Source organism: Streptomyces sp. NPDC002698 (assembly GCF_042888945.1).
Taxonomy (GTDB): domain Bacteria; phylum Actinomycetota; class Actinomycetes; order Streptomycetales; family Streptomycetaceae; genus Streptomyces.
On record NZ_JBIAQM010000057.1, the window covers coordinates 21,308 to 37,871 of the forward strand.

The 16,564-nt window shown below is 67.5% G+C and carries 16 protein-coding genes and 3 pseudogenes; 11 read left to right on the forward strand and 8 right to left on the reverse strand.

The features are described from left to right. Positions 1 to 13 precede the first annotated feature (13 nt). Positions 14 to 160, reverse strand: a complete 147-nt coding sequence (locus ACFYW9_RS38905) for a hypothetical protein (RefSeq protein ID WP_389159772.1) — start codon at positions 158 to 160, stop codon at positions 14 to 16. 317 nt (positions 161 to 477) lie between these two features. Here ACFYW9_RS38905 and ACFYW9_RS38910 point away from each other — a divergent pair, with 317 nt between their 5' ends. The 3 genes and pseudogenes from ACFYW9_RS38910 to ACFYW9_RS38920 form a co-directional block, all read left to right on the forward strand. Continuing rightward, the gene (locus ACFYW9_RS38910; protein WP_389159773.1) at positions 478 to 2,562 is read left to right on the forward strand and encodes an NACHT domain-containing protein; all 2,085 of its coding nucleotides are present in this window, start codon (positions 478 to 480) and stop codon (positions 2,560 to 2,562) included. A gap of 664 nt (positions 2,563 to 3,226) precedes the next feature. Then, a complete protein-coding gene (locus tag ACFYW9_RS38915; protein ID WP_389159774.1) occupies positions 3,227 to 4,252 on the forward strand; it encodes a hypothetical protein in 1,026 nt (341 codons plus the stop codon). Between the two features lie 87 nt (positions 4,253 to 4,339). Next, positions 4,340 to 4,605: pseudogene (locus ACFYW9_RS38920) on the forward strand (transposase family protein); the annotation flags it as partial. Between the two features lie 159 nt (positions 4,606 to 4,764). Here ACFYW9_RS38920 and ACFYW9_RS38925 read toward each other — a convergent pair. Together ACFYW9_RS38925 and ACFYW9_RS38930 are read right to left on the reverse strand one after the other, a co-directional pair. Continuing rightward, positions 4,765 to 5,214: a hypothetical protein gene (locus tag ACFYW9_RS38925; RefSeq protein WP_389159775.1), complete on the reverse strand. Its 450-nt coding sequence runs from the start codon at positions 5,212 to 5,214 to the stop codon at positions 4,765 to 4,767. Continuing rightward, positions 5,201 to 5,443: a hypothetical protein gene (locus tag ACFYW9_RS38930; protein WP_351863597.1), complete on the reverse strand. Its 243-nt coding sequence runs from the start codon at positions 5,441 to 5,443 to the stop codon at positions 5,201 to 5,203. The genes ACFYW9_RS38925 and ACFYW9_RS38930 overlap by 14 nt, the downstream gene beginning before the upstream one ends. Before the next feature lie 155 nt (positions 5,444 to 5,598). On the opposite strand from ACFYW9_RS38930, the pseudogene ACFYW9_RS38935 reads away from it, so the two are divergent. Further along, a pseudogene (locus ACFYW9_RS38935) lies at positions 5,599 to 5,718 on the forward strand (IS5/IS1182 family transposase); the annotation flags it as partial. 352 nt (positions 5,719 to 6,070) lie between these two features. On the opposite strand, the gene ACFYW9_RS38940 reads toward ACFYW9_RS38935, so the two are convergent. Continuing rightward, positions 6,071 to 6,475: a type II toxin-antitoxin system PemK/MazF family toxin gene (locus tag ACFYW9_RS38940; protein ID WP_389159776.1), complete on the reverse strand. Its 405-nt coding sequence runs from the start codon at positions 6,473 to 6,475 to the stop codon at positions 6,071 to 6,073. 166 nt (positions 6,476 to 6,641) lie between these two features. On the opposite strand from ACFYW9_RS38940, the pseudogene ACFYW9_RS38945 reads away from it, so the two are divergent. From ACFYW9_RS38945 to ACFYW9_RS38960, 4 genes and pseudogenes are all read left to right on the forward strand, one after another. Further along, positions 6,642 to 6,969 (forward strand): annotated as a pseudogene (locus ACFYW9_RS38945) (transposase); the annotation flags it as partial. A gap of 336 nt (positions 6,970 to 7,305) precedes the next feature. Next, complete coding sequence (locus ACFYW9_RS38950) at positions 7,306 to 8,094, forward strand: maleylpyruvate isomerase family mycothiol-dependent enzyme (RefSeq protein WP_389159777.1); 789 nt, start codon at positions 7,306 to 7,308, stop codon at positions 8,092 to 8,094. 658 nt (positions 8,095 to 8,752) lie between these two features. Next, the gene (locus tag ACFYW9_RS38955) at positions 8,753 to 9,124 is read left to right on the forward strand and encodes a hypothetical protein (RefSeq protein WP_389159778.1); all 372 of its coding nucleotides are present in this window, start codon (positions 8,753 to 8,755) and stop codon (positions 9,122 to 9,124) included. Between the two features lie 44 nt (positions 9,125 to 9,168). Further along, positions 9,169 to 9,936 carry a transposase gene (locus ACFYW9_RS38960; RefSeq protein ID WP_389159779.1) on the forward strand — a complete coding sequence of 256 codons (768 nt, stop codon included), beginning with the start codon at positions 9,169 to 9,171 and terminating at the stop codon, positions 9,934 to 9,936. A gap of 94 nt (positions 9,937 to 10,030) precedes the next feature. Here ACFYW9_RS38960 and ACFYW9_RS38965 read toward each other — a convergent pair whose 3' ends face one another. After that, on the reverse strand, positions 10,031 to 10,855 hold the full coding sequence (locus tag ACFYW9_RS38965; protein ID WP_389159780.1) for a hypothetical protein: 825 nt from the start codon (positions 10,853 to 10,855) through the stop codon (positions 10,031 to 10,033). Positions 10,856 to 11,163: 308 nt separating this feature from the next. After that, positions 11,164 to 11,511: a transposase gene (locus tag ACFYW9_RS38970; RefSeq protein ID WP_389159781.1), complete on the reverse strand. Its 348-nt coding sequence runs from the start codon at positions 11,509 to 11,511 to the stop codon at positions 11,164 to 11,166. A 303-nt stretch (positions 11,512 to 11,814) separates the two neighbouring features. Here ACFYW9_RS38970 and ACFYW9_RS38975 point away from each other — a divergent pair, with 303 nt between their 5' ends. The 3 genes from ACFYW9_RS38975 to ACFYW9_RS38985 all read left to right on the forward strand — a co-directional run bounded on the left by ACFYW9_RS38975 (position 11,815) and on the right by ACFYW9_RS38985 (position 14,134). After that, a complete protein-coding gene (locus tag ACFYW9_RS38975) occupies positions 11,815 to 12,762 on the forward strand; it encodes a hypothetical protein (RefSeq protein ID WP_389159782.1) in 948 nt (315 codons plus the stop codon). Positions 12,763 to 12,990: 228 nt separating this feature from the next. Further along, on the forward strand, positions 12,991 to 13,257 hold the full coding sequence (locus ACFYW9_RS38980; protein ID WP_389159783.1) for a hypothetical protein: 267 nt from the start codon (positions 12,991 to 12,993) through the stop codon (positions 13,255 to 13,257). 481 nt (positions 13,258 to 13,738) lie between these two features. After that, positions 13,739 to 14,134 (forward strand): hypothetical protein, encoded by a 396-nt coding sequence (locus tag ACFYW9_RS38985; protein WP_389159784.1) that lies wholly within the window; start codon positions 13,739 to 13,741, stop codon positions 14,132 to 14,134. Between the two features lie 198 nt (positions 14,135 to 14,332). On the opposite strand, the gene ACFYW9_RS38990 is transcribed toward ACFYW9_RS38985, so the two are convergent. Together ACFYW9_RS38990 and ACFYW9_RS38995 are read right to left on the reverse strand one after the other, a co-directional pair. Beyond that, positions 14,333 to 14,791 (reverse strand): hypothetical protein, encoded by a 459-nt coding sequence (locus ACFYW9_RS38990; RefSeq protein WP_389159785.1) that lies wholly within the window; start codon positions 14,789 to 14,791, stop codon positions 14,333 to 14,335. Between the two features lie 705 nt (positions 14,792 to 15,496). After that, positions 15,497 to 15,922: a hypothetical protein gene (locus ACFYW9_RS38995; RefSeq protein WP_389159786.1), complete on the reverse strand. Its 426-nt coding sequence runs from the start codon at positions 15,920 to 15,922 to the stop codon at positions 15,497 to 15,499. Positions 15,923 to 16,564 lie beyond the last annotated feature (642 nt).

Below are 16,564 nucleotides of genomic sequence, written 5' to 3' on the forward strand. Positions count from 1 at the left end.
GAGCTGCGGAAGATCAGATGTGCGCACGGATCTGCTTCACCGGATGGCCCAGCCGGTCCCCCAGAGCCGTCAGCTCGTCCTCGCTGAACCAGAGGCGTTCGGGGTTCCGGACGGCGATCTCGAAACGGGCGAAACCGCAGGGCCAGTCGTAGTCCAGCACGTCCAGAAACGTCGCGACGCGATGCTATCGATCAAACGTTTCTTAGGTCGCACCACCCTGGACCCCACTCGCCAGACACGGATCAGCGGGTGCTCCCAGTCCGCATCGGGGTTGCGCCACAAGGGGGTTGCCACGGCGTAGCCCCGATCATCAGTTCTGCCGGCCGCAGGGCGAAGAGGCCGTTGGTGGGGCGGGAGTTGCTGGGTGGACAGGGGAAGTTCCCGGCGTCGATCCTCGGCTCGTAAGCGGCTGCCTCGGTGTCGTAGCGGGACATTCCTGGTACTGACCGGCACCCTGGCTGCTGCCACTATGGATGCATGTTCCACGGGGGGCGACGGCAGCGGAGGGCGTGGCGCTGGGGGCTGTCCGCCGGGACCGTCGTCGTATCGGCCGGGGTGGTCGTGTGGATCACTCGGGCCTACGAAGGCGGCCTCGGCAGCGGCGAGTTGCGCGGCGTCCTGGTGGGAGCCGTCATCGGGGTCACCGCCCTCGCCCTGTCGGCGGCCGCGCTGCGGCAACGACCCGGCACCGAGCCCGATCTCGCCGCGGCGGCGCGGCTGGCCCAGGCCGTCAAGAACGCCGAGTCGACACGGTGGCGCCATCTGCTCGGCGGCGACCGGGTCGCCATCGACGTGGGCTTCACCTTTGCGACCGGTAGTGGACCGAGGACCGCCGTCGTCGTCGGAGCGCCCGCTCCCCGGCTCACCTCCGTTGTCGAGACCTTCCGGGCGGCCCAGCCGCGCCGTCTCCTGGTCACCGGGGCAGCGGGCGCGGGCAAGACCGTCCTCGCCACCGGACTCGTACTCGAACTCATCAAGCAGCGGATCCCGGACGAGCCTGTACCGGTGCGGCTGACGCTCGCCGAGTGGGAGCCGTCGCTCCTGGCCCGCGATATCGTCGGGAACCCTCAGCCCGCGCGCGACTGGATCGTCCGGCAGCTCACCCGCGACTACGACATCCCTCCCGAGCTGGCCCGCGACCTCGTCGACAACAACGCCGTCCTGCCCGTGCTCGACGGTCTCGACGAGATGGAGGAGCGGGCCGCCGACGCGCTGGACGCCCTGGACGGCTGGGCCGACGGCACCGATCCCGTACCGCTCGTGCTCACGTGCCGCAGCGAGCGGTACGCCGAACTCACGGCCGCCGGACACCGGTTGCTGGACGCCGCCCGGATCGAGGTCTCACCGGTGACCCGGCAGGCGGCTCGGGAGTACCTGGCGGAGCGGACCGCACGACGCGAGGCGGCCTGGCAGCCACTGCTGGCCGTCCTCGAACGCGACCCCGCCGGGCCGGTCGCCCGCGCCCTGTCCACGCCGTGGCTGCTGTCACTGGCGGCGACGGTGTACGCGAGGGAGGGCGAACCGGCGGACCTGTTGCGCTGCACCACCCCGTGCCAGGTCTCGGACCTGCTGCTCGGTCAGTACGTGCGGGCGGCGATGCGGCTGAGCTCCGCTGCACCCGCCCGGTACACCCCGGAGTGCGTCCACCGCTGGCTGCGTTCCCTGGCCGTGCGCCTGGAGGGACGGACGGACATGGTGCCGGGACCGTGGCTCGCTCCCGTACGCCGGTTCGCCCTGGTGCGGGCGGCCGACATGGCGGTGACGGCCGTACTGACGGCAGCACTGGCGATCGTCGTGCTGCCCGCCCTGCTCCACCGCCCCTCCCGAAACCTGCTGTACGCCCCACCCAGTCTGCTCAGCGCCGCGGACAACGCCTTCAACAACGCGCTGATCGGCCTCGCCCTCTGTTCCGCGTGCTGGTGGGGCGCGACCCGGCCCCTCTCGTCTCAGCCGAACACCGCGGCCGCACCACTGCATCGGCTGCGGCCGTCCCACGTACGGCGCATCATCGCGGCCGAACTTCGAAACCCTGAGACCGTCGGCCTCCTCGCCACGATGGCGGCGGTGTGGACGACACTCGCCGCGCTGGGCGTACTGCACGGTCCGTCACGGGATGACGCCCTGCTCGCCACCGTCATCGCCGGCTGCGGCATCGGGTACTACATCGTCCTACGTCCCGTCCTCATGGCGCTCCGCGGCGAAGGACCCGCCGCACACCTCGCACCGGCCTTCGTCAGCCCACGGGACGTCATGCCCGCCGACTGGCTGTACGGCGTCGGGCTCAGCCTGGGCTGGCTGCCGAATCAGTTCTACGGCGGCCCGTGGGCGCCGCCCCTTGTGATCGCCCTGACCCTGTGGGCCTTCAGTCGCTCCTCGTGCCGCTATCTGCTCGCCCTCCTGCTCACGGTCGGGCACCTGCCGTTCCGCCTGGCCCTGTTCCTGCGCTGGGCCCACGGAACCGGGCTGCTGCGGATGTCGGGGCCCGCCTATCAGTTCCGCCACCGGGAATTCCAGGAGTGGCTGATCCGGCATCCGGACCCGGTACGGCAGCAGGGGTCATAGGTCCGAAGCGAGGGGTCAGAAAGAAGGCAGAGGGCTTGCCCGGGCTGGAACAGCATTCCCGTCAGGGCTCGGAGGACCTCGTCGGGGGCACACCGGGTGACGGTGGTCGAGGGCAGTGCCGGAGAGCACACGCTCCCCTGGCCGGGCCGCGAAGAGCACGCCATACGAAGCAGGGCCAGGCTGGACCCGATCCTGGCCCACGACAACAGGGGGTGGGGGCGCGGTGGCGGGCTGGCGCATCGGGGTGGGGTCAGGTCATCTGCGGCCGCATCCATGAGCACCACACGATGCGTGCGGGCCGAGGTCACGGCTCCAAGGTCGCTGGTCCACAGATCCAGCCCGGTCACGTAGCGCTCCGGGGACGCCGGGCTGACCACTACCCAGCGCCCTCTGACCGGTCGACAGCCACCTCCGCGACGCCGAGCCCGCCCTCTACCAGACGCCTGGTGACGTCGAAAACACCGCAACCTGAGCAGCGTGCCCTGGGGCAGGTGATCTTGACCGTTCACCCCTGAGCCGTGACCGATCGAGAACGCCCGCGCGTTGGCCGCTGCTCCTTGGCACCGACGTCGGCGAAGACCCTCTGGCCGACAGCCGATAGGACTGTCACATCCCGCATGTACGGTCCGCCCGAAACTCCCAGGTGGCTACCGAAGGAGCACAAGTGTCAAGAACCACCCCACCCCGGCCTGTTGACATCGCGTCCATATTCCCGGAGCTGGCGCCGTTGGCCAGGCAAGCCGTCCGCCTGCACCCCCGCGCGGGCCGACCGACCGTTCACGACAGCTCCGTCGGCGGACCACTCCTGTGGCCGGCCGACGAAGACTGGCCGACCTGCGCAAAGGAACACGGCAACGCGCACCCGCCCGTCTCCCTCGACGACATCCGCCAAGGGCGGGCGCTGCTCGACGCGGCCTGGCTTCGCCCCCGCGAGCCTCGCGAGCACCTCCTCAACCCCGACGAGCGCGCGTATTTCGCCAAGCTCCAAGCAGGGCATCCGGATCACACCGAGCCGAATGCCCTGCTGCCGGTCGCCCAGCTCTACCTCCGCGACGTCCCGGGACTCGCGGGCCCCGAGGGGGCCGACCTTCTGCAAGTCTTGTGGTGCCCCCTTGACCACCACAACGAGCTTCCCGCGGCCCGCCTCGTCTGGCGGAACGCCGCGAGCGTCGGCAAGCTGCTCACCGATCCCCCGGAACCCGCAGACGTCGAGCACTACGGCAGCTACGTTCCCGAGCCATGTGTCCTGCATCCCGAGGTCGTCACCGAGTACCCGGCACCGCACAATCACCCGGATGAGCTGATCGCTGACCGGCTCTACAACATGGGAGAAGAGCAGGAGGAGGACTCGGAGGAAGGCCTCGGCGGCACCTACTACCAGTACGAGCTCTCGGTCGCTCCCGGTTGGAAGGTCGGCGGTTGGGGCCCGTGGAACTTCTGCGACCCCAGCCCCATGCACTGCGACACCTGCAACGCCCCGTACAAACCCCTGCTCACCATCGACTCTGGCGAAGGCAACGGCCAGAACGACAGCTGGACCCCTCTGAAAGACCTCGAGGAACCGTCAGGTCCCATCGGGCTGCGCAATCCTGCCGATGCGCCGATGGTGAAGATCGGCAGGAGCTACAGCATGGAGATCTATGTCTGCCCGACATCGTTCGACCATCCGCATCTCGAAGTCATGCAGTGAGCGCGTCCGTGCGTCCCACCCCCCGGGCGAACAGTGAAAGCCACAAGCGGCAGAGCATTTTGAACCGCACCCGGCGCCCCTGGGTGGATGAACCATACGAGGGGCTCACCACATCCCGCAGAACAACGTGTCGAGTGGGTCACCATGCTCGTCGTCACCCGTGAGGGTGACCGCCGCTGCAAACTCCCGCCGCACAAACGGCCCTGGCCGCGCTGGTGTACCTGCGCAAGCACGATACCCTCGCGCAGCTCGCCGCCGGCTTCGGCATCTCGGTGGGCACCGCCCACGCCTACACCCGGGCGGTCATCGATCTCCTTGCAGCACGGGCTCCCGGCCTGCTTAAGGTGCTGCAGTGGGCTTGTGCTCCACCTCCGGTGCTGATGACACGGGCGAGGGCTGCCCTGACGGCGTCGTAATCTTCAGCGCTCAGAGCGATTTCGTCCGTCTGGCTGCCTGCCTGCCTGATCCATGCGGCGGATCCTGCTGAACTTGATGGGACGGCGCGGGTGAACTCACCTGTTGCCGGAGCTGATTGTCGCGCTCAGAGCGCGCAAGGCGTCGTCGTATTGGTGGCGGTCGAAATGGAACGGGCCGAACGCCGTGTAGTCGCGTGTTGTGCGGTGGGGCTGCTCGAAAGCGTCCCAGGTCACGAGGTCGCCTGTCGCGGTGATGCGGACCATGAGCGGCCAGCATCCCCACTCGCCGCATTCACAACCCAGAACCGGTGTCTTCGGCCCCATCGCGTTGGTGGACCGTCCGAGGAAGTGGTCCAGCAATGGGCCGAACCGGAAGAACTCCGGGATCAGACCGCCATAGGCGTCGCCTGCGGGCTTCATCCCGGCCGCGATCTCGAACCCGTCGATCAGATTCGTCAGTGGTGCTCCGTCGATGCGCGGAACGATCACGAGCGCGCCGGCATCGCCACGGTGCTGGCACTCGAACCGGATCTCATTGCTGGTCATCCAGCGATTGTCTCAGCGAAGCCGATCCCTCCTCCCCGATGGGTTGAGCAGGGGGTCTGCCTGGCATGCCGAGGTTGATCGCCGTGTCGCCGGGAGTTCGTCGGTCCATTTGAGCAAGCTTGTCTTGGGCGCCGGCCAGGCTGACCCGGAGTCCTTCGACCTCCCCGAGCCGGCCCTCGCGCTCGGCCTCGGCGATGCGGGCGACGAGGTTGTCGCGGATCTCCTCCAACCGGCCGCGCTGGGCCGGGTCCGGCCGGAGGAGAGAGCAACGAACGCAGGCGTGTTCATGAACACAAGGACTTGAAAAGGCACGAGCGCAGGTGCCGATGGAGACCTTGCGCTTCTCGAAGTGCGCGAGGAATGCGTCCCATTTCTCCTCGGTAGGGGTCCGATCGTCTGCGCATCCGCTGGGAACGGTGAGCCGACATCCACGAAGGCTTCCTCAAACTCGCCTGTTGCCTGATCACTCACCGGCAGCTCGGCGTATTGCGCTGCCGTCGATAGAGGTCATCGGGAGGCTGAGCGCTGTTGCCGCGCGGGCCTGATCCGGGAAGCGTCCAACGTCCTGTGTAATGACAATGTCATGCGGCACTTCACACCTGTCGTGCTGGAGGTGCAGCCGGCGGAGGTCTTGCAGAGCAGCGATGGGAAAGGGGTGTTGAACCCATTTCGTCAGACAGCCGTCCTCGCCGTGGACCTGCAGTACTGAGTGAGCGGCCTCCATGACGACGTGCCCTAGTACTCCAGCCGTAGATCGTGATCTCGGTGATGAGGGGCGCCGAGGCGGCAGGTGGCCAGCGTCGATCATCTCGCCCGAGATCGCCCACGCCGTCACGGGCGTCGGCTCCTTCTCCGTCTACCCGAGTTCACCGAGACGGAGGGCATCCCTTATCTCGCTGAGCTTCGCGGTCGTGGCCGGGGTCCGCTCCTGCGCTTGTTCAGCGAGTCGGAGGGCGTCGTCAATCTCGCTGAGCTTCACGGAGGACAGGACGGCCGCCCGCTCTATCAGGTCGTCCCGGAACACAGTGGTCAGCCACGTGCACGGGGTGAAACCTGGACGCGGGAACGCGAGCCGCAGCACGCCTTCGAACGGCAGTCCTTCACCGGCGCCGACCGTCACTTCGATGCCCAGACCGCTGATGTCGACGCCCGCCGGAGCGACGACCTGCATCACCCGGATCCCGGACGTGTCGTCTCCCGACAGCAGTACGACCAACCTCCGCTCGTCGAACTGGACCCACCAGACTTCGCCACGTTGCACAAGTCCTCCAGACACATGACGGCAGGCAGACGCCGCGCGGCCCTGACGCGCTGTGGAGACGGGTGCGGCCACCGTTGATCATCGGTGTGTGAAGACTGAAAATCATGCGGTGGCCGCAGATCACAGCGTAGACCCTGCCCGCTGGCAGGAGACGTTCGAGGGCCTGATGGCCCGGATCGCGGGCCGGTTCGCACGGGTCGAACCCCGACGTCGGGTCGGGCGGTTGGCGCTCGAGCTGCTGTCGGACCTGCCGCGCAAAAAACTGCTGGACCATCGCAGAGTGGGCCGGAGAGAGCACCCCGGACGGCATGCAGCACCTGCTCGGGCAGGCCAAGTGGGACGCCGACCAGGTCCGCGACGACGTACGGGCCTACGTGGTGGAGCATCTGCGGGACGACCAGGCGGTTCTGGTGGTCGACGAGACCGGCGACGTGAAGAAGGGCACCGACACCGTCGGTGCCCAGCGCCAGTACACCGGCACCGCGGGCAGGATCGCCTCCGAAGACGGTACAGCGCAGAGGCAGGCGGATCGCCTCGCATCCGACACAACCAACGGCGAAGACCTCACCAGTCAAGAGACCGAACAGTTCGCTGGGCAGCGGCGGGCCCCGCGCACCGGGTGGACGTCACGTCGCCGAGGTGCCCGGCCGCACGGCGAGGCCAGAGCACCCACAGGCACGACGCCTGGCGTACCGCCACCACCAGCGTCCTCGCAGCAGTGCGCAGCTTGTCATTCGAGCGGTGGGAGGCGAGGACGTCCGCAATGGCCAACCGGCGGCGACTGTGAAAATCGCTGTCCGATCACCGGAGCACGGTGATAGACATCCGGCGTGGAAAAGAATCTTGAGTTCCCTGACCTGTTGCGACTGATCGATGAACGGTCGACCGCCTTCCGCGCCGTGGTCGCCGCCGCGCCCGGTCTCGACGCGCAGGTGCCGACCTGCCCCGGGTGGACGCTGTTCGATCTGGTGAAGCACCTGGGTGGGGGGGACCGTTTCTGGGCCGCCATCGTCGGCGCGGGGCCTGCCGACGCTCCCCCGGCCGAGGCCGTCGCCGCGCGCGCCGCGCTGGAAGTGCCGCAGGAGCGTGAAGCCTTGCTGGCCTGGCTGGACGCGTCGACGCAGCTTCTGCTGGGCGCCCTGCGCGCGGCGGGACCGGAGAGCGGTTGCTGGACGTGGTGGCCCGCGTCGCAGTCACCGCAGACCGCCGGCGGCACCGCCCGGCACCGGGTCCAGGAGACCGCGGTGCACACTTACGACGCCCAGCTCGCCGGGGCCTCCCCGCAGCCGCTGCCGGTCGAGCTGGCACTCGACGGTGTGGAGGAGTTCCTGTTCACCGTCTGCGCAACGCCGAGTGCCTGGCCGCACAAGCCCACGGCCTTCGACTTCCACGCCGCCGAGGGCCGCTCCTGGCGCCTCACCGTCGACGGCGACGGCGCACGCATCACCCGCATCCCCGCGACCGGCGAAGACTCGGACGCAGCCGGCGCCTCCGTCCACGGCACGGCCAGTGAGCTGGTCCTCTACCTGTACGACCGGATCCAGGCCGACTCCTTGCACGTTGACGGAGACGCAGGGCTGCTCGACCTGCTCCGCGCCTGGGAGCCGGAGGAGAAGTAGGACGTAGCGGGGACGGTTGGCCGCGCCTCGAGCCGGTAGGACACGACTCTTCGCCAGGTTCGTCAGTCGCGGCACCGGGCTCAAACCCGCGAGGCGGCCTCGGGGCGTCACCAAGCCGACCGTCTACCTGGATGGCAGTGCGAATTTGTCCGTCCCAGCGATCACGAGAAGCGACGCGACTGCCGTCGTCCCGATCTCGTCGAGAAGTCAGTCGATCGGGGTGACTGCGGCGACTGCCGTGCATGAGAGCAGTGCCTCTTGGTAGCTCGAAGGGTGTCGAATCCAACGTGCGCTCCAGGAGGCCCTGTTGTCGCATTTCTACGGCAACGCGGGAGTGGGGTCCACTTCAGCCACTCTCACGTGTGACTGTCTGGATCAACGGTGCAACCTGGAAAGTCGCTGGTCAGCTGCTTTCCTGCTGGAACGCTCGCCAGCGCCTAAGGGTTGTCCCGCAACTGTCCTCATGGCCCCTGGTCTCTGTGACAGACGCCGGAAACCGGATGCAGCAGGAGATGGGCGCCTGGCATCATGGCTCCCGTGATCATGTGTCGAAAGGCCGATGCCGCGTAGACGGCCACGCGCACTGCGCGCTGAACGGCCAGTCTCTCGCGTCTGGGGGCGGACCCCGCCGTTCCGGATTCATGGACTCTCCACCAGGGTGAGCCTGGCCGTGCACCGGGTCGAGTACCTGAGCGGCAGCTTCTATATCCATCCAGGTGCAACCGACTGTGCGTTGCGGCGGTACCGCGAGTTCCTGCACCCACCGGGCAAACGTCCGCTGTATCCGCGGGAGTCGTCCTGCTCGTGCACCTGGTGCTCCTTCGACGACGTCCGGCACGCACGCGACGTGCTGGAGGAGGTCCTGGAGAGGTTGCCGGAACCAGCCCGTGCCGAGCTCGGCCGGCTCGTGAAGCCTTTGGACGCGGTGTTCTTGCGCCGTACTCTGCCGGACCCGTTCGCGCACCGGCGCCAGTGGCGGACACGGTTCTGGTGGTACCGCCGCCTGGCCGACAGGTCGGAGTGGGGGTGACGGAACCCGTGGTCGACCCGTGCCGAGGTGGGATGATCACGGCCATGGCTGGTGTGATCACGGCGTCTGAGTCGTCCTGGATAGCCCCGTTCACCGGGCTGAGTTCGCGCGACTTCCGCAAGCTGATGACGGTGATGCACCGCGAGGGCGCCGGCAACGTGCGGCCGGGTCGGCCCTGGAGTCTGCCGTTGGAGGACCGGGTCCTGCTAGTTGCGACCTACTGGCGGACGAACCTCACGCTCCGACAGCTAGCGCTGCTATTCGGTGTGTCCAAGTCTGCGGCGGACCGCATCATCGATCACATCGGCCCCCTGCTCGTGCTCAAGCCTCGGCACCGGTTCCGGAAGGGCACCGTGCTGATTGTCGATGGCACCCTCGTCCCCACTCGCGACCACACCATCGCCGAGAAGTCCAAGAACTACCGGTACTCCACCAACCACCAGGTCGTCGTCGATGCCGACAGCCGCAGGATTGTCGTGGTTGGTCGCCCTGTTCCGGGAAACCGCAACGACTGTAAGGCCTGGGCGGAGTCCGGAGTCAAGGACGCTGTCGGGAAGACGATGACCATCGCCGATGGCGGCTATCCCGGCACCGGCCTCGTCATCCCGCACCGTCGGCCCAGGGGTGGTGAACTCACCGGATGGCAGGTTGAGCACAACCGTGGGCACAAGCAGGTTCACGCCCGAGTCGAACACGTCTTCGCCCGGATGAAGGCCTGGAAGATTCTGCGAGACTGCCGACTCCGCGGCGATGGAGTCCATCACGCCATGCTCGGGATCGCCCGCCTGCACAATCTCGTTCAAGCCACGTAGTTGGGGAACCACGGTCGGCGGACCGCGAATGTTGCCTGCCAGGGCGCTTCGGCGGGTCTGCGCGAGTCATCAACGCGGTTTGCCTGTTGGACGTCTACGGCAAGACCACCTCGACGCCAATGTCCCGAAGGCTGGCAACGGTCATCGCGAAGCAATCGCTCGGGGTTCCACCCACCGGGTGGTAGGGGTACTTCATCCTTGGCGCTGCAACCTGCCAGTCGTTCCAGAGCACGGTGAACGGCGGGATCGCACCCGCCCCTCCTCTGAAGGAGTCCCAGAACCAGAAGAAGCCAGCACCGTAGTAGCCACCAGGGCCGTTGATCGCCTCACCGAAGGCTAGGTAGAAGCTGGTCAGATCGGTGATGTAGCGGCCATCGAGCTGGTAGGTCTGGTGCTGTGCGTCGGGTCCGAGCCTCCGCGGTTGCCGGCACACCAGACTCAGCCAAGCCTCGCGGCCGTTCGGTGCATACGCTGCCCAGCAATTGTTGGTCTCGGGCTTACCCAGGCGCCATCGCTCCCAGATAGGGCGGGCCGCGACCGTTGGCGCGCTCCAGAGCGTCCCCGAGACCACGACGTCGTAGGCTTCACCCGACCGTTGAGGGTCGCCCACTTCCACGCCACAGATCAGTTCCCCAGCAAGAGGTTGCCCTTGGGCGCCGAGCATCTTGATCGAGAGGTCTACTTGCTCCTTCCGCGCTTGGCTGGCGACTTCGGCGAGGGCCCGTGTCGGAGTGCACTGCCTCAGCGTGACCACCCTATGACCGGGATTGCTGCCGTAGAAGAAGCCCGTCACGTCGGCGCAGAAGGTCAGGGGCACCTCGCCCGACTCGTTGAACAACGCGAAGCGCGGCCCATCACTCATGTATCCCCCCGGTAGTTCCAGCCCTGCAGCGTAGGACGTCGGCAGGACAGCTGCCACAGAGTTCTCTTCCTCGACCCGGGATCTGACGGGCTCCCTCAACAGCAGGATGTCGTGTCGTAGTCGCCCCGAAGATCAATTACGGGACAGCCCTTAGGAAGACGACGGCACGTCCACGTGACGGTATGTGCACCGCGTTGATGCAGCTGTGCGCACTCCAGCGCGATGGAATCCCTCGGCGCGGGTAGAGCAGCCCACCTGGTACGACCGTTGTCCGTCCAACCGAGCCAACACCCACGCCCGCATCCGTACCCGCAGTGAGACCCGCCCGCCAGCGAATACCTGCGCGTCCGCTCGGAGAACGCCATCTACCTCACCCGGCACCTCCACCCGCGCCGCTCGTGCAGGGCGGCCACACCCTGCACGGTGTAGCCCTTGTGGAAGCGGCGCCCGATCAGGGTCTTGATCCGGAACAGGGTCCAGGTCCGGTCCGGCCTGCCGAGCGCCGACGGGCCCTTGAGCAGTTCCCGCTCCGGCACGGCGAACAACTCGCCGTTCAGCAGCGGCAGCGAGGCCGGGCCCTTCGCGGCCAGGGCCCTCGCCCCTCCCCGTGACCAGGCCTTGCGCCGACGCCGCACCGACCGGACGCCGACCCGCAGGTCATACGTGATGACCGTGTTCTCCTCGCCGTGCCGGAACCGTCCGGCCGCCTCCATCCGTAACTCCTCACGGAAAAAACGGCGTTCGCCGGTCAGACCGCCGCCCTGGGCCTACCTCATGCACTCCGCATACCGCAGGGACCATGGGCCGCCGCATACCTGCACACAGCAATCACTTAGCATGTGCCAATCAACAGGAGACTGCAGAGCATTGCGCAACAAGGGGAAGTCATGCGCCTGATCAGGCACTTCAAGATGATTGCCGCAGGGGTGGCGGGGGCAGCCTTGCTTGTCGGGTGCACAGGTGCACATGATTTTGCGGAGTCGGAGGAAGGCCCCGCTTCCGGGACGGAGCTGCCCGTGAAGACCGGTGCCCGGGAGGTCGTCCATACCGCCGTCGACGGGAAGACGTACGAGATCAAGCTCGCGGTCAAGAACCTGGTCCGGGGATCGGAGGAAGACCTCGACGGCATTCGCGTGAACGGCGGTCTGAAGGGCAAGATCCCCTACTACCTCACCTACGAGGTCACCAACACCGGCAAGAAGAAGATCCCCTACGCCTACGAGGTCTTCCGCAACCTCGCCCTGACCGGCACCGACTGGGTGCCCGGAACACAGGTCACCACATCCGGCGGATTCGGCACCGCGAACGCCTCGGCCCCCTGCGAGGACTCCGCGCCGGACGCTCTGGCGCCCAGCGACTCGTACACCTCTTGCGGGACGTACATGATGCCGAAGGGCGTCGGTGTGATGTCCGTGACGCACACGCTCGGGGGCGGGTTCATCAGCCCGGCCGACCAGGTCACCTTCTGGCCCGTCGACGGCGGCCTCGCCACAGCCGAGAAGGAGATGGCGGCCCAGGGCGACACCATCGCCGTCCGATGGGATGCCGGCAAGGAGCAAGGGGGCGTCCTCGAACTGCCCGCCACGCTGAAGTCCGTACGCAAGGGCAGCCCGGCCGACCTCGCCGGTCTCGAACTCGACGACGACCAGCGGCACCGCACCCCGTACTACGTGACGATCTCGTACCGCAATCCAGGGAAAACCGACCTCTACTCCGGCCAGACGAGCAGCGTCCGTGTCCTCACCGAGGGCGGCCAGCAGATCGGAGGCGCCCCGGCCCTCGTCCTCGACGGCCTGGAAATCGCGGCCTGCCCGTCCGGCGGGTCCGGTGACATGGTCCCGCCCGGCGGCAGGGTGACGCAGTGCACCGTCCACCTCCTGGCGGACGGCGACGAACCGGTCGCGGTCGGCTTCGAGGACGCGGACGAGGGCGACCTCTCCGTCTGGCGGGCGCACGTCTCCTGATCCGGCCACCGAGCGGACGCCCACTTCCGGCAACGAAGCCAGGCGTACCACCGGTTGCGCGGCTCCGGCATCGGCGTCGCACCTCCCACCGCCGCACGGCCCAGACACTGCCCAGGCTGTGGATGCCGGAACCGGATAAGCCCCGCTGACCTGCAATGACGAGAGTGCTGACGGTCGGCTCCGGTCTCGATGCCTGCTGTGCCTCGCAGTTGTACAGCAGCGACGTACGTGATGTACGACAACGCCATGACGACTCGACCGACCCAGGCGATGTGGTGGGCTGAAATGGCAATCGCCCTCGCCGTGGCAGCCGCGGCGTTCACTGCGCTCGTCGCCCTTCTCGGGTCCACGACAGCCCAGGGCCGCCACGTGACCCTGGACGGCGGGGCTTCGATCGTGCTGATCGCTCTGTCCATCGGCGCCGGCATCTTCGCGATCGGCCGGTTCCGTGCCTGGGGGCTGCGTCGGCAAGCCGCACCCCGCACGCAGTCTTGAAAACCGTCGTGGCAGCGATGTCACCGTGGGTTCCAGTGCCACACCCACCACAGACGAACGCCCCCTGACCAGCTCACTCGGTCCGGGGGCGTTCTCGTGAGCGTTGTCCGCCGGCGACCGTGACTCCCCGCTGCTTCCCGACCGAACGGGCACGAGAGGGGCACATCGTCCGGTGATCTCCATACGGCGAGCAGCCCGACGCGCAGCACAGCCGCCACCGCCGAGAAGACCCGTGGCCTCCTCCAGCCCGGTCCCGAAGCCTGGCGGTTCAGCTCCCACATGAACACCAGACCGCCGACAAGGCCCAGCGCGCGTCGTATGCCCGCTGTCCAGGAGGTACGCCGATGTCCGAGGTCGTTGATGTCAACGGTGGATGTGGTGGATGTCAGGCAGTGGTTCGATGACCGTGGCCGACGCGTGCTCGCTGGCCGCCTCGGCACCCCCTTGCTGCCCTGATGCCCCGGCCTGCGAGAGTAGCCCCGTGCTACTGGATCCTGAGAACACTCTGTTCGTCCGAGGCGCCACGCCCGTGCTCCTGCTGGCTGACGCGCCCGTCCACGATGCCCTGCCGCTCCTGACCGCGCCGGACGGAGCGGTGCCCTTGTGCGAGGGCTGGAACATCGTTCCCCGACTCACCCTGTGTGTCGTAGACGGACCTGGGGACCACGGGATCGTCGTCCCCGCTCTCGCTGCGCCGGTGGTCGGCGGAGCCGACGACGGCCCGGCATCGAGCGGCATGGGCGACTGGTGCGCGGATGCCGAGCAGGCTGGCGGAGCAGTCGTCCTGTCTTTGGACCGCCTGCCTGAAGCACTCGACTGGTCTGCCCTGCTGTCCTCGGGAACCGCCCGCGGCGGCTTCATGCCTGCGCTGGCCTGACCAGAAGAGCGTCGGACTCGCAAAACGAGCGTTACGCATGCCGGCTTCGCGAGCCTTGAACTCCGGACCTCTTCATCCTGAAGTAACTCTGGGCGGGGGCGCTGCCTCGGGCTGGTGTGTCGCTCACCTGCGCTGACGGTCCGCCGACGTCCGCCCGCGTTCGCCGGTGGTCGTCGGCGGTGTCACGCAGTTGGACACTCAGTCGGTGCTGCTCTTGCTGCCTCGTATCTCCGAAGCGGACAGCAAGGCGTCCACAGTCGCTCGGGCCTCGGCAACTCGGTAGCGCCACTCTTCGCCTCTCAGGGCCACGGTGTCCCACTCGACCACCGGTTCGGTGTAGGTCGTGCAGTAGCCGTAGACCTGGTGGGCCACCTGGTCGGTGAGGAGTTCGTCGTAGTGGAACGCCCCCTCGAAAGCTGCCCAGGCCACTGTTTGCGTGTCTGCGCAGACACGCCGAAGTACTGCTCGCGTGTACTCGCGCAGATCGAGCGAGACGTCATCGAAGTCGATGTCGTACGACACCAGACCGAGCCGCTCGATCGCTTCGGGTTGCCCCAGCAGAGGGAACGGCAGGAAGGCGTCAGGGACCATCCCGGCGAGGTGAAAAGCCTCCTCCGGCAATGGGGTGTTGCCAGAGCCCATGACGAACACGTTCACCGAGATCGGACCTCGCCAGCACAGCAAGTCATGTATCTCACCCGTCATTGTCCTTCCCCCTCTCCTCTGACGGCCTCCGAGGTGTGCAATGCCGTCGTACCATGCCGGTCACCAGCGATGTTGCCCGGCCTCGAAGCCATCATGACCAGCGTGATCACTGCCGACCACCGCTTTGGGAGTTCACTCCGGGACCGTCCGCACTACGACCAGTGCTGAGGGGCGCCCTTCACCCGAGGCCGGACGTTCTTCCGAGGCCGGACGTCGCATCCGCCGCAATCGCCACCAGCACGATGGCGGCGGCCACGCGCATTGAGCCACGGCCGCAGATTGCGACACCGAGACACCACGCGAACATGATGCTCCACGCAAGTACGCGGAGCCCCCGGCGTACGACCGCTCCGATGACCGCGACAGTCACGGAGGAGAACACGCAAGCCACGAGCAACAGCACACCGGCCCCCAGACCCTCGGCTGCGCGACGTAGCGTTGTCGCCTTCGGCCGGAAACTCGTCCGAGTACCAACGCACGCATGCCGACCACCGCGCCCTCGGGCTGAGGCCACATCGCTCCACCCCCTCGCGAAGCCGCGCTCTGACGGCCGGCAGCAGCGTGACACAGGGACGGGACGCTGAGGGCGTGGGGCCCAGCTTGGTATTGGACCGCTGGCGGCGGCTGAACATCCCTGCAGACACGCAGGCAGGTGCGCTACTTCGACAGTTGTTCTGTCAGGTCTTTGACGAGACGCCAGTCGTCCCCGTCCCGCTCGAAGACGAACCTGTGGTCGCCCATATAAGGCGGGGTCGCCTCCAGCCCTCCGCCGTACTTGTCGGACAGGTAAGGGGTGGTGATCTCAGTGACGTCTACCGTGAATTGCGCGCCCTTCCTCTCCACCTCCGTCACGTCGGCTCCGGCGTCGGCCTGGTTCCAGACCTTGCCCCGGGGCGGGGTGTACTTCCGCCAGGACGCATCAGGCGCATCCGCGCTCCGCTGGAAGACCTCCTCGACAGCCTGCTCGAGAGACTTCTGTTCCGTTTTCCGCTCGGCCGCCGAGCACCGCCACAAGCACCGCCGCAGCCGCGGCCTGTCCCACCCTGTACTTCTTGTACGCCTTGTCCCCAACTCGAGGTGCATCGACATATCGATGCAACGATCTACTGGAGAGTAGCAACGGTCAATCTTCCAGCCCAGACAAATCCGCAGGCAGGAGGCTTGATCACGCAAGCGTGGGCATTCGAGACCACGTGAGATCGGCGCAGCCTGGATGGCTCGCTCAAACCAGGGACTGCCGCCGGCTGGTCTGCGAAGTCCCCGGCCCTCTCGATGCGAACGATGGGCGGGTCGGCCGCTGGGGTCTGCTCGGCTGGTCAGACGGTCATGCGGGGCTGCTCGCGGTGGGATTCGGTCGCGATGGTTGCTGTACCTCGCTGCGGTACCGCGGGAAGGCGTGAGGTACAACTACGCCATACGGATGGGGCACGGCCCTCGCCTCGGTCCTCGATGTGCGGGGCGACCTAGTGCCCCGGCAGGCAACGTTTGCCCGTCAAGGAGCGGCGTCCGGTGCGTGCTCTCGGCGTGCCGGGTGCAAGCCCTCGTACTGGACGTACTTGGGTTTGCACCCGGTGCGGCGAGAGTGCGTGCCGGGCGCCGCGACGGGGCGAACGTTGCCTGCCGGGGCACTAGTCTGTCGCCGGACGGCGACCGGGACGGACTGAGGCACGACGGGGGCATCGGGTGGACTGGGAGCTGGGGGCGGCCGGCCTCGCGGTCGGGATG

Coding starts and splice junctions, on each gene's coding strand:
- ACFYW9_RS38910 (WP_389159773.1), top strand. CDS start 478: ATGTTCCACGGGGGGCGACGGCAGCGGAGGGCGTGGCGCTGGGGGCTG.
- ACFYW9_RS38925 (WP_389159775.1), bottom strand. CDS start 5,214: ATGACCAGCAATGAGATCCGGTTCGAGTGCCAGCACCGTGGCGATGCC.
- ACFYW9_RS38960 (WP_389159779.1), top strand. CDS start 9,169: ATGGCTGGTGTGATCACGGCGTCTGAGTCGTCCTGGATAGCCCCGTTC.
- ACFYW9_RS38970 (WP_389159781.1), bottom strand. CDS start 11,511: ATGGAGGCGGCCGGACGGTTCCGGCACGGCGAGGAGAACACGGTCATC.
- ACFYW9_RS38995 (WP_389159786.1), bottom strand. CDS start 15,922: ATGCACCTCGAGTTGGGGACAAGGCGTACAAGAAGTACAGGGTGGGAC.